We start from the raw sequence: 11442 nt of genomic DNA, 5'->3' as shown, positions 1-11442 counted from the left end.
GCGGGCGGCCTGTGCGGTCTGCCCGCCGATGCACAGCGCGGTAAAGCCGGCGCAGCCCGCCGCACCCACCGCCTGCACGAAGCCCTCGACCGTGGACGCGCTGGTAAAGGTCACAACGTCCGCCGCGCCCTGTTCCAGCAGGGCGCGTATGGCATCCGCCTTCTCACAGCGGTACACGGTGTCGTACAGCGGCACGTCGGTCACGCGCACGCCCGCGGCGGCGAGCTTTTCGGGCAGCAGACGCCCGCCCTGCGCCGCGCGTAGCAGCAGCGCCGCGCCGCCCTGCGGCATCGCACTGATCAACGCGTCCGCGAGATGCGCCCCGTCGTACTGCCTGGGGAGGAGGTCAGCGGTCAGACCACAGTCCGCGAGCGCGTCCGCCGTGCCGCGGCCGATAGCGGCCAGCTTCATCCCGTACAGCGCGCGCAGGTCGCGTCCGAGCGCGCGCAGCGCGTGTACCGCCGCCTGCACGCCCGCCGGACTGGTGAACACCGCCCAGTCGTGGCGCTGGTCGAGCGCATCCGCCAGCGGCCGCGTGTCCGTGCGCTCGACCGTCTCGATGCACGGCGCTTCGGTCACCTCCGCCCCCAGCGCGCGCAGGCGCGCGGCGAGCGTTCCCGCCCGCCCGCGCGGCCGAGTCACGACCACGGTCTTCCCGTGCAGCGGCAGGGACGTGAACCAGTCGAGCGTATCGCTCAGGCCGCACACCCTGCCCACGACGATGAGCGCTGGGCTGCGAAGCCCCGCCGCGCGCACTCGGTCCGCCAAGCCGGCGATCGTCGCCACCACCTTACGCTGGGTGCCGCGCGCGCCATTTTCAATTACGGCGGCGGGCATATCAGGCGCGATGCCGGCGGTCAGCAGGCCATCCGTCACCTGTTCGAGCGCGGACAGTCCCATGAGAAAGACCAGCGTACCGTCCAGCCGCACCAGGCTCGCAAAGTCAATTTTGAGCGCCCTGCCCGCGCGCGCATGCGCGGTGACGATATGCACGGACGAGCAGCAATCGCGGTGCGTGACCGGAATGCCTGCAAACGCGGGCGCGGCGAACGCGCTCGTCACCCCTGGAATCACACGGAACGGCACGCCGTTTTCCCGCAGGTATTCGCACTCCTCGCCGCCGCGGCCGAACAGGTAGCAATCCCCGCCCTTGAGCCGCACAACGGTTTTGCCCTGCCGCGCCAGACATACCAGTATCTCGTTGATCTGATCCTGCGGCACGGGATGCCGCCCGCTCTCCTTGCCCACGTCCACGCGCACGGCGTGCAGCGGGAGCAGGTCGAGCACGCTCCCGTCCACCAGCCGGTCGTATACGACCGCGTCCGCTTGGGCGATCGCTTCCGCGCCCGCAAGCGTGAGCAGCCCGCGCCCGCCCGGACCCGCGCCAACCAGCGTTACTGTTCCTGTCATAGCGCTCCCTCCGCCTGTGTCCGAAGCTGCAGGGCGAGAGAGCGGCCGAGCGACGCGGCCTGCTCCCGCCGCCCTGTGACCGCACCGCGCACCACGGTCCGCTCGTCCGCAGTGACATACAGCCCGTGCAGATGGAGATATGCCCCTTCGGCCTCGGCATATGCCGCCACCGGCGCGAAGCATCCCCCGCCGAGCGTGCGGATGAACGCCCGTTCGGCCAGCGCGCAAACGCGCGCGTCCGCGTCGTCCAGCAGGCGCGCCGCGCCCTCCAACTCCCCCGCGCGGCCCTGCACGGCCAGAATACCCTGCCCTGCCGCGGGCAGCAGCTCGTCCGGTGAAAAATACCGCGTGATGCGGTCCTGCAGCCCCAGACGATGCAGCCCCGCCGCAGCAAGCACGAGCGCGCCGTATTCGCCGCTGTCGAGCTTTTGCAGCCGCGTTTGCACATTGCCGCGCACCGGCCTGACCGCGATCTCTGGAAACAGCGCCGCAAGCTGCACGCGCCGCCGCGCCGATGCACAGCCGATGGGCTTTGTTTTGTCCCACGCGCCGCTCTGCGGCAGCACCAGCGCGTCCCGCGCGTCCGCGCGGCGGGTATACGCGACCAGCGGTAACCCCGCCGGCTGTTCCATCGGCACATCCTTCAGGCTGTGTACCGCCAGGTCGATACGCCCCTGGGCCAGCGCGCAGTCAAGCTCCTTGACGAACAGCCCCTTGCCGCCCACCTGGTCGAGCGTTTTATCCATGATCCTGTCGCCCGTGGTCTTCATGGTAATCAGCTTGCAGTCCCCAAGCGCACGGCAGACCTCCTCGGCCTGCACGACCGCGAGGCGGCTGTCACGGCTTCCTACTTTAATCATCAAATTCCTCCAATACCGTGCGGATGCGCTTTGCCGCCGCAGCCGTTTTGCCGTGCGCCGAGCCGTCCGACACCACGCCCACGGTCAGCCCGCCGCCCTCGCAGACGGCGGGAAAGAAAAAGGTGGACGCCGCCGCGCAGTCGGCCACGCTGCACGGGATATCCCGTGCAGCGCAGTCCCGCGCGATGCGGCGGTTGACCGTCCGGTCGTCCGTCGCCGCGACTGCCAGAAAAGCCCCCGAAAGATCGCTTTTCTCATAGCCGCGGCAGTGGGTCAGGCCCACGCACGCCCTGTCCTCGGGCGCGACGGTGACGACCCGCGCGCCGAACCGCCTGAGGACGCCGATGCGCCGCGCGGCGATCCTGCCCGCACCGAACACCACGCAGGTTTTGCCCGCAAGCGATACGAACAGCGGAAAGCGAGGCAGGCTCTCCCTCTGCGCCCGAGCTGGTCCTGCCAGCCCGAGCTTGCCCGCCAGATACGCCTGCATCTCCTCCAGCGTACGGCCGTTTTCCGCGCACGGGCGCGCCACGACCAGCACAGTCACACCGGTTTCGCGCGCGGCAGACAGCTTTTCCGCGAACCCGCCGGACGCGCCGGTATCCTTGGTGACCAGGATGGTCGCGCCGGTCTGCCGCAGCAGGGCGGCGTTCATCTCCCGCGAAAACGGCCCCTGCATGGCGATGATGTGCGCGCCCGCAAAGCCGAGCGCCGTGCATTTTTCCAGCACCGGCACGCTGGGCAGCACGCGCGGATACAGGCGCTCCCGCCAGCCCTCGACCGCAGTGTACGCTTCCAGCTCCTTGCTGCCGGTGGTCAGCAGCACCTTGCCCGGGTGCGCGTTCAGCCAAGCGACCGCCGCCGCCGTATCGGGTACGGCGGCCACGCCCGCCGCGTCCAGCGCGGGGCGGAGCAGGCGCTCATACTGCGCGCCGGTCCTGGCGCACGCCGCGCGCAGATTATCGGTCACGGCGGCGGCGTAAGGGTGCGTCGCGTCCACCAGCAGCGTTTCCGCGTCCACCAACGCCGCGATCCCGTCCGCGTCCAGCCGCCCCTCGTGCACGGCGACGCCGGGCATCGGCTCCATGACCGCCGCGCCGTATTCGGTGGCAACGTATACGTCCGCCACCGCGCCGCGCGCAGACAGGAAACGGCAGAGCGCATGCCCCTCGCTCGTGCCGGAAAAAACGACCAGCCTCATACGCCCCGATACCCCCGCGGTGTGACCATACGGCCGTTCACCACGCGCGTGCGGCTGTTGCCGATGAGCACCGTGGTCAGCATATCGGCCGCGGTGTCCCGCAGCGCGCCCAGCGTGGTCAGCGTATGGCTTTCGCCCACGCGGCCGACGCTGCGCGCCAGCCCGCACACGGTTTCCGGCGGCAGGGTCTCGAGCAGGATATCGCAGGCGCGGCGCAGATGGCTGGTGCGCGTTTTGCTGCCGGGGTTATAAAGCGCGATGCAAAAATCGCCCGCCGCCGCGCCGCGCAGCCGCTTTTCAATGACCTCCCACGGGGTGAGCAGGTCGGAGAGCGACACGCATGCAAAGTCGCCGGTCAGCGGCGCGCCCAGCGCCGCGCCGCCCGCGCAGGCCGCCGTGACGCCGGGGATAATCTCGACCTCGATCGCCGGATCGTCCCCGCACACCTCGAGCAGCAGGCCGGCCATCCCATACACGCCCGCGTCTCCGGACGAGACGACCGCGACCGTCCTGCCCGCCCGCGCCGCGTCGCGCGCCGCAGTGCAGCGGTCGACCTCCTTTGTCATGCCGGTCTGGATGCGCTCCTTGCCCTCGATCAACTCCGCAATCAGGTCGAGGTACAGCCCATAGCCCGCCACGCAGTCGCACTTCTCCAGCGCGCGCGCAGCGCGCAGCGTCATCTGCTCCACGCCGCCCGGCCCAATCCCGATACAATACAGCTTCATCTGCCGCTCCCCTTTCTGATATGCGCCAGGCACGCCCGCATGGCTTCGGCGTCCACCTTATCCTTCATACCGCCCAGCATCAGGTCGACGGTCTTGTTCACCGCCAGCTCGGCCAAGCCGTCCATATCTCCGTCCGCGTACAGGGCGCCGTAGGCGTGGTCGAAGCGCAGGCGGTCGAGCGCGGTATCCTTGACCGCGGCAATCAGGGGCAGCGCCTGCCGGTAGGCATGCCACTCGTAAAACGCCCGCTCCTCTTCCTCCAGGATACGCGCGGCAGCAGCACGTGCCGCCGCGTTATGGTCTCCCAAGTCGCCCAAATCATCCAGATTGAGCAGCGTCACGCGCCCGTCCTGTCCCACCGCCTGCTCGATATCGCGCGGCATGGCCAAGTCGAGCAGCAGGCGCGGCGGCTGAGCCATCGCCGCCACCTGCACGGCGGTCAGGGTGAAATGCGGGCTTGCCGTTGCGCTCACTGCGAGGTCCGTGCCCTCGAGCGCCTCGCACCGCGCGTCATACGGCCAGGTGTCGCAACCCGCGGGGACGACGGTTTCGCCGTGGCGGTAGCTGCGCAGCGTCACCGTCACCGCGCAGCCGCGCGCACGCAGCGCGGCCGCGGCCAGCCGGCCGATCTCCCCATTGCCGATCACGACCGCGCGCCGGCCCGCGAGCGAGCCGAAAAAACCTTCCGCGCACCGCGCGCCGGCCTCTGCCGCGGACACGGGTACGCCGGTGAGCCGTGTCTCCGCGCGCACACGCTTGCCCGCCGTGACAGCGTGCCGGAACAGGGTGTCCAGCACGCTGTCCGCGGTTCGCGCTTCGCGCGCGAGCGCCGCCGCATCCCGCACCTGGGAGATAATCTGATCGTCGCCGAAGATCTGGCTTTCCAGCCCCGCCGCGACCGAAAACAGGTGGCGCGCCGCATCCCGTCCCGTGCGGGAAACGCTCAGCGGACGGTACGCCGCCGCGTCAAAGCCCGCCGCGCGCGCCAGCACCGCCAGCGGGTCGGGCGGGGTGCCGGCCGCCCCGTGCAGGTACAGCTCGGTGCGGTTGCAGGTCGCGAGCAGCACGCAGCCCGCTACGCCCTCCGCCGCCGCGATGCATGGCAAAAGCGCCTGCACCCGACCGCGTACAAACGACACCCTCTCCCGTTTTTCGATCGGCGCATGAACAAAGTCAATGCCCGCCATCCTCAGCTCCACAACAGCAGTCCTCCCCATCTCGTCTTATCCGTCAAACCGCGCGCGCCACGACCGCTCCGCAAGCGCCACAGCCACGCCGTCCCGCGCGGTCTTGCGGCACAGCAGTCGTCCGCCGCCTGTCGCGCACACCGCCGCCCGCTCGCACACGTTATCCACACCCACGGCCTGCTCGACAAAGGCGGACGGGGTAAAGTCCCCCGTCGTCCGCCGCAGCTTTTCTGCGGAAAAGAACGCAAGCGACAGGCCGTTCTGTACGCCGAACAGCAGCAGTCCCGGCTCGTCCCGTTTCACGTCGATGCTCGCCGCGCCGCATACCGCGCCGCGCGGCACGCCCGCCGCGCCCAGCGCCGCCCGCACCGCCGCCTCGATCCGTTCCACGGGCGTCCCCCGCCGGCAGCCGATGCCGATATGCACAAGGCGCGGTACCAAGTGCAGGGTATGCGCGAACGGCGCGGCCTTTGTGTCGTAGCTGATCGCGAAGCCGCTCTCCGCGTCGGCCTGCAGGCTGATGTGCGCGGGCAGCCGCCCGTCCACCGGAAAATCCGACCGCACGCCCACCGTCTCGCCGCGCAGCAGCGCGCCGGACACATATTTAATTTGCTGCGGGTCCACCACCACACAGCCGTGCGCCCTGGCCCAGGTATCCACCGCGAACACCTCGCGCCCGTCGGTCGCGGTGGTGATGACCGCCTGCGCGCCAAGGCCGTCCGCCAGGCGCTCTGCTATCGCGTTCGCACCGCCGAGGTGGCCGGACAGGAGCGGGATGACGAACCTTCCCGCCTCGTCGATCACGATGACCGCCGGATCGTACGCTTTTCCCATCAGATACGGCGCGACCGCGCGCACCGCGATGCCCGCCGCGCCCACGAATACAATCAGGTCGCAGTCCACCATCGCCTGCTGCGCAAAGCGCGCAAGGCTCGTGCCGGACAGCGAAAGGTCTACCGTGCGGGCATACCGCTCGCAGCGGAAATCCGGCAGGAACGCCGCGCACCGCGCCGCGGTCTGCGCCCCGGCGGCGGTAAAGGACACCAGCTTCGCGTGCTTCATCGGCTCGCCTCGCGGAAGCCGGTGGCGAACGACGGATCGTACAGCCGAGAGCGATCGTACTCCTCCCCCAGAAAGCCGCCGACCGTGATGAGCGCGGTTTTGGTGATGCCCGCGCGCGCGCCGGCCTCGGCCAGCCCCGCCACCGTGGTGTGGACGATCCTCTCATCCGGCCAGGTCGCCTTGTAGACGATCGCCGCCGGCGTGTCGGGCGCGTAGCCGCCCGCGAGCAGCCGCTGGGACAGCTTTTCGAGCTGCCCCGCCGATAGGAAAACCACCATGGTCGCGCCATGCGCGGCAAGGGCTTCGATCCGCTCGCTTTCCGGCACGGGCGTGCGCCCTTCCATGCGGGTCAGGATAACCGTCTGGCTGACGTTCGGCAGGGTGTACTCGGCGCGGAGCGCCGCCGCCGCGCCGCAGAACGAGGATACGCCTGGGCAGACTTCATAGTCCAGCCCCAGGCGGTCGAGCGCGTCCATCTGCTCGCGGTGCGCGCCGTACACACACGGGTCGCCCGTGTGCAGACGCACGACGGTCTGGCCCGCCCGCGCCGCGGGCGCCATCACCGCGATTACCTCCTCGAGCGTCATCCTCGCGCTGTCGTACACCGCGCAGCCCCGCTTTTTATAGTCCAGCAGCGCGGGGTTGACCAGCGAGCCGGCATAAACGATGACATCCGCCTCGCCCAGCAGGCGCGCGCCGCGCACGGTGATCAGGTCGGGCGCGCCCGCGCCCGCGCCGACAAAATAGATCATGCCTTATCCTCCTTGACCAGAATAATGGAAAAATATCCGGTCGGGTCGTCCAGCGTATCCAGCTCGGACACGATGCGTTCGCCTTTCATGCCGCACCGCTCAACGAGCGCGGCGTTCTGTAGCACGCCGCGCGCGGCCAGCCTGTCGCGCACCTCGAGTATAGCCTTTCCCGCCTTCATCAGCACTTTGCCGCCCGGCAGGTCGAGCGCCGCGTCCAACGCGCCGTGCGACGCGGGAATGATGTGCAGCATCTCGTCGTCCTCGCACAGCGCGCGGCCGAGCGCGGCCGCCGCCGCACAGAACGAGGGGACGCCGGGTACCATTTCCACCGCGTACCCCCGCGCGGCGACGCGCCGGTGGACATACCAGCAGGTTGAGTACACAGACGGGTCGCCCAAGGTGAGGAACGCAACCGTTTTTCCCTCATCCAGCAAAGCGCAGATGGTGTCCGCGGCACGATCATGGCTGGCGTCCCGAGCCGCGCGGTCGCGCGTCATCGGCATATCGCAGTGAAGCACCGGCTTGTCCCCGATATACTCTGCCGCGATCGCCAGCGCGGCCTGCTCGCCCGCACCCGCCCGCGGCACAGCCACCACGTCGCTTTCCTGAATCACGCGCACCGCTTTGACAGTCAGCAGTTCGGGGTTCCCCGGCCCCACACCCACGCCGTACAGCTTTCCTTTGCTCATACATCCTCCCTCAGCTTCCCGCACAGGCGCCGCGCGTCCGGCGATTCCGCCAGCACGCCGTACTGTCCTGTAAACATGATAAACGCCCCATGCGCCCGCTGTTTCAGCCGACGCGCGAGCCGTTCCTCCATCGCTTTTCCAATGCGGGCGAGCACCGGCTCTCGCAGGCCGGCCTTGTCCAGCGCCGCAACGCACGCATCCACCGAGACCGCCTCCATCAGCGCCGCGAGCGTATCCTGTCCCGCCCCGCACAGCGCCGCGTGCGCGGTGAAGATCTCCTGCCGCCCGTCCGCGACCGAGGAGTGGGTGTTCATCCCTCCGGCCGCCAGCTTGACCAGCTTTCCCGCATGGCCGACCAGCAGGATATCCGGATAGCCGCGGTAAACCGCGTGGTCGAGCGCCTCCCCGATAAAATTTGAGCATTTGACCGCGCGCCCCAGCTCCAGGCCCAGCGTGTCCCGCGCGAAATCCGCGCCGTAGTTTCCCGGACACAGGAACGCGATGCGCTGTCCCTGCGCGTACAGGCTGTCCAGCTCAAGCCGGATGGTATCGACCAGCGCCTTTTCGCTCATGGGTTCCACGATGCCGCTCGTACCCAGAATGGAGATGCCACCCACCACGCCCAGATGCCTGTTGTAGGTCTGTTCTGCCAGCGCCGCGCCGTTTTCTGCAGAAAGGATAACCGAAAAGCCGCCCGCATAACCCGCTTCCCGCGCGGCTCGGGCGACCGCCGCCGCGATCTGCGCGCGCGGCCCCGGGTTGATCGCCGCCTCGCCCACCGGCACGGAAAGGCCGGGCTTTGTCACCCGTCCCACGCCCGCGCCGCCGTCAATCGTGACACCGCCAGCCGCGCGGCGCACCGCCGCTGAAATACGCACGCCATTGGTAACGTCAGGGTCGTCGCCCGCGTCCTTGCGCACCGTGCAGACCGCCGCGCCACCTTCCAGATGCGGCCCCTCTACCGGCAGGGAAAACAACACTCCCCCCGGCGTTTCCAGCCGGATCACAGCGGGCGCCTGCCCTGTCAGCAGCAGCAGCGCAGCCGCCTGCGCGGCCGCCGCTGCGCAGGAGCCGGTCGTCCAGCCGCGCCGCAACGCCTGCCCGCCGCTGTACGCTATGGTATTTCCCCGCACAGACGGCCCTCCTTTCCGCAAAGCATCCTTGATGAAAGGTAAGAAAAGCAGAGCGGTCCATTTCTCCCGCTCTGCTCTCCTTTTATTTTTCTTTTTCCTGTCCGCGCGCGGTCTCCTGCTTCTTCCGCTCCACGAACCGGCCAAGGAAAAAGGCGATCACACCCACGCCTATGCCGGTTTGCACGCAGAACAGCAGGCTTTCCAGCTCGCCCGGCAGTTCACCACCGAGCAACTGCTCAAACACCGGTGTGAACCACGGCTCATAATCCTCGCCCGTGATCTCCGCCACCTTGATACTCCCCGCGTCATCCGAGCCGCCGAACTCCGCGCCGCGCAGCGCGAACACGGGACCGACAACCAGCACCACACCCAGCAGGAGCAGGACAATCAGTAACGATTTGTTTTTTCTGGTCATTCCTTATCCCTCCTCAAAGCCGACGGCACACAGTTCTGGACGCGCATAGGATTCCAGCATAATCATGACGGCCACGGTCAGCACACCCTCCAGGATGGCGAGCGGAAGCTGCGTCGGCGCAAAAACCCCCAGAAACTCCACCGCCGAGCCTGAAACGCCACCCACGACAGACGGGTACGCCACCGCGAGCTGCAGGCTGGTCACGCAGTAGGTGAGCAGGTCACCCAGTGCTGCCGCCAGAAAAACCGATACCATTTTATTAACTCTCAGCTTCTGACACAGCTTGTATATGCCGAACGAAACAAACGGCCCCGCGACCGCCATGGAAAAGGTATTCGCCCCCAGCGTCGTCAAGCCGCCGTGCGCCAGCAGAATGGCCTGAAACAGCAGCACGATCACGCCAAGAATGGACACCGCGCTTGGGCCGAACAGAATCGCGCCCAGACCAGTACCCGTCATATGCGAGCAGGAGCCGGTGACCGACGGGATCTTCAGCGACGAGATCACAAAAATAAACGCCCCCGCCATTGCGATCAGCGTGACCGAGCGCCGGTCGCGCACGACCGCCCGCTGGAGGGAAAAGTACCCTGCCAGCAGGAAGGGCAGCGCGGCCACGCCCCAGAGAACGCACATCGCCGGCGGCAGAAAACCCTCCATGATATGCATGGCGCCCGCGGTGGGCAGAACGCAGCCGAGCAATGCCGCGCATGCCGTGATACGAACCAGCTTTCGTTGTTTACCTGTCATTTTATTTTCTCCTTTCCTGACCGGCCCCGTTGGGGCCGCCGTAAAAAAAACACCGCATCCAAATGCTTCCCACGCATCGGACCGGCATCGAACGCCCACTTCCCCCTTGGTAAAAGCAGGCTTTCCGCACACCGGCTATCACTCGTAACCGCTATGCGCTTCCATCCAAAAGGGCAGGTATTCTGGCTTGGGCGTCATCATCCGTTCTGCCGGCCTTCCCGGGATGACCCAGTGGCTCTCGTCTGGCGGCGGACTCTGCCCTTACAGCGGCGGGACCGCAGAGGAATCACACCTCTTTCCCTATTATCCTGCCGGAGAAATGGCAGGCACCTTTTTGTATCCGTACCGCGATCCGGCCGGAAGAAGCTGGTTGTATTATAGCATAGCCGCGCGCGCTGTTCAAGGCCGCGCCGGCGGCTTTGCTATTTTTCTCTACCGAGCAGAGCCTCCAGCCCATCCGGCGTTTTGGGGCAGGCGGCACCCGCCGGCACAAAGCCGCGCGCCGCCAGTCGGTCGAACACATCCAGCAGCAGCGGGGGGCGCAGATGCGTGCGCGCCATCAGGCGCGTATCCCGAAACACCGTCTCCGGTGCGCCCGCCGCCAAAACGCGGCCCGCACAGAACACTGCGATCCGGTCCGCCCAGCGGTAGGCGAAATCCATATCATGTGTGGAAATGACCAGCGTTCTGCCGTCCGCATGCAGGCGGTCCAGCACAGCCTCCAACCGCTCCTCTCCCGCCGGATCGAGCGACGCACCCGGCTCGTCGAACAGCAGGATGTCATTTTCCATCGCCAGGATGTCCGCGATCGTCACGCGTTTTTTCTCCCCTCCAGACAGCTCGTGTGGCGGACGGGCGCGGAACGGCTGCAGCTCCATGTAGTCGAGCGCGTGCTCCACGCGGCAGGCAACCTCCGCCTCCGGCAGCCGCAGGTTCATCGGGCCGAACGAAACCTCGGCCGCAACGGTGGACGCAATGATCTGGTCGTCCGCGTTCTGAAACACAATGCCCGCCCGTCGACACAGCCGCCCGCGCTCCTTTTTCCCGATCAGTTCCCCATCCAGCAGCATCGTGCCGCGGTCGGGCGTCAGCACGCCGTTCAGACACAGGAAAAACGTTGACTTTCCCGCTCCGTTGGCCCCCAAAACCGCCAGCCGCTCCCCCGCGTACAGGTCGAGCGAAGCGCCATCGAGCGCGTTCTTTTTCCCGTCGTAGGAAAAATACAGGTCCTTTGCCCGAAAAACGATTTCCCGCATCGCGG

The 11442-nt window shown here is 67.7% G+C and carries 12 protein-coding genes and 1 riboswitch; all 12 genes read right to left on the bottom strand.

Annotated features, from left to right (window positions below):
* Window positions 1-1410 (bottom strand): uroporphyrinogen-III C-methyltransferase (cobA, locus tag OCV66_RS02525; protein WP_147573736.1); only part of this gene is annotated, 1410 nt, incomplete at its 3' end.
* Complete coding sequence (gene hemC / locus OCV66_RS02520; protein WP_107631600.1) at window positions 1407-2270, bottom strand: hydroxymethylbilane synthase; 864 nt, start codon at window positions 2268-2270, stop codon at window positions 1407-1409. The genes hemC and cobA, both read right to left, overlap by 4 nt.
* On the bottom strand, window positions 2263-3471 hold the full coding sequence (gene cobK / locus OCV66_RS02515; RefSeq protein ID WP_147573735.1) for a precorrin-6A reductase: 1209 nt from the start codon (window positions 3469-3471) through the stop codon (window positions 2263-2265). The genes hemC and cobK overlap by 8 nt, the downstream gene beginning before the upstream one ends.
* Window positions 3468-4196: a precorrin-3B C(17)-methyltransferase gene (cobJ, locus tag OCV66_RS02510; RefSeq protein WP_054326996.1), complete on the bottom strand. Its 729-nt coding sequence runs from the start codon at window positions 4194-4196 to the stop codon at window positions 3468-3470. The genes cobK and cobJ overlap by 4 nt, the downstream gene beginning before the upstream one ends.
* A complete protein-coding gene (gene hemA, locus OCV66_RS02505; RefSeq protein ID WP_054326997.1) occupies window positions 4193-5395 on the bottom strand; it encodes a glutamyl-tRNA reductase in 1203 nt (400 codons plus the stop codon). The genes cobJ and hemA overlap by 4 nt, the downstream gene beginning before the upstream one ends.
* A 24-nt stretch (window positions 5396-5419) precedes the next feature.
* Window positions 5420-6445, bottom strand: a complete 1026-nt coding sequence (locus OCV66_RS02500) for a cobalt-precorrin 5A hydrolase (RefSeq protein ID WP_107631598.1) — start codon at window positions 6443-6445, stop codon at window positions 5420-5422.
* On the bottom strand, window positions 6442-7197 hold the full coding sequence (gene cobM / locus OCV66_RS02495) for a precorrin-4 C(11)-methyltransferase (protein ID WP_054326999.1): 756 nt from the start codon (window positions 7195-7197) through the stop codon (window positions 6442-6444). Before cobM ends, OCV66_RS02500 begins: the two co-directional genes overlap by 4 nt.
* Window positions 7194-7886, bottom strand: coding sequence for a precorrin-2 C(20)-methyltransferase (cobI, locus tag OCV66_RS02490; protein ID WP_147573734.1), 693 nt, complete (start codon window positions 7884-7886; stop codon window positions 7194-7196). The genes cobM and cobI overlap by 4 nt, the downstream gene beginning before the upstream one ends.
* Complete coding sequence (cbiD, locus tag OCV66_RS02485; RefSeq protein WP_054327001.1) at window positions 7883-9019, bottom strand: cobalt-precorrin-5B (C(1))-methyltransferase CbiD; 1137 nt, start codon at window positions 9017-9019, stop codon at window positions 7883-7885. The genes cobI and cbiD overlap by 4 nt, the downstream gene beginning before the upstream one ends.
* Before the next feature lie 82 nt (window positions 9020-9101).
* Complete coding sequence (locus tag OCV66_RS02480; RefSeq protein ID WP_147573733.1) at window positions 9102-9434, bottom strand: energy-coupling factor ABC transporter substrate-binding protein; 333 nt, start codon at window positions 9432-9434, stop codon at window positions 9102-9104.
* A 3-nt stretch (window positions 9435-9437) separates the two neighbouring features.
* A complete protein-coding gene (locus tag OCV66_RS02475) occupies window positions 9438-10181 on the bottom strand; it encodes an energy-coupling factor ABC transporter permease (RefSeq protein ID WP_054327003.1) in 744 nt (247 codons plus the stop codon).
* Between the two features lie 155 nt (window positions 10182-10336).
* Window positions 10337-10530: riboswitch (cobalamin riboswitch) on the bottom strand.
* A 73-nt stretch (window positions 10531-10603) separates the two neighbouring features.
* Window positions 10604-11437, bottom strand: coding sequence for an energy-coupling factor ABC transporter ATP-binding protein (locus OCV66_RS02470; RefSeq protein ID WP_054327004.1), 834 nt, complete (start codon window positions 11435-11437; stop codon window positions 10604-10606).
* Window positions 11438-11442: the final 5 nt, after the last annotated feature.

The sequence above is a fragment of the Agathobaculum ammoniilyticum genome (genome assembly GCF_025567315.1).
GTDB lineage: Bacteria > Bacillota > Clostridia > Oscillospirales > Butyricicoccaceae > Agathobaculum > Agathobaculum ammoniilyticum.
The sequence above is the reverse complement of the archived record's forward strand: the minus strand, read 5'-3'. Positions and strand labels throughout refer to the sequence as shown.

Excerpts from the sequence above, each read along its gene's own strand:
- cobJ (WP_054326996.1), bottom strand. The coding sequence starts at position 4,196 with ATGAAGCTGTATTGTATCGGGATTGGGCCGGGCGGCGTGGAGCAGATG.
- hemC (WP_107631600.1), bottom strand. The coding sequence starts at position 2,270 with ATGATTAAAGTAGGAAGCCGTGACAGCCGCCTCGCGGTCGTGCAGGCC.
- cobM (WP_054326999.1), bottom strand. The coding sequence starts at position 7,197 with ATGATCTATTTTGTCGGCGCGGGCGCGGGCGCGCCCGACCTGATCACC.
- cobI (WP_147573734.1), bottom strand. The coding sequence starts at position 7,886 with ATGAGCAAAGGAAAGCTGTACGGCGTGGGTGTGGGGCCGGGGAACCCC.
- OCV66_RS02470 (WP_054327004.1), bottom strand. The coding sequence starts at position 11,437 with ATGCGGGAAATCGTTTTTCGGGCAAAGGACCTGTATTTTTCCTACGAC.
- OCV66_RS02480 (WP_147573733.1), bottom strand. The coding sequence starts at position 9,434 with ATGACCAGAAAAAACAAATCGTTACTGATTGTCCTGCTCCTGCTGGGT.
- OCV66_RS02475 (WP_054327003.1), bottom strand. The coding sequence starts at position 10,181 with ATGACAGGTAAACAACGAAAGCTGGTTCGTATCACGGCATGCGCGGCA.
- OCV66_RS02500 (WP_107631598.1), bottom strand. The coding sequence starts at position 6,445 with ATGAAGCACGCGAAGCTGGTGTCCTTTACCGCCGCCGGGGCGCAGACC.
- cobK (WP_147573735.1), bottom strand. The coding sequence starts at position 3,471 with ATGAGGCTGGTCGTTTTTTCCGGCACGAGCGAGGGGCATGCGCTCTGC.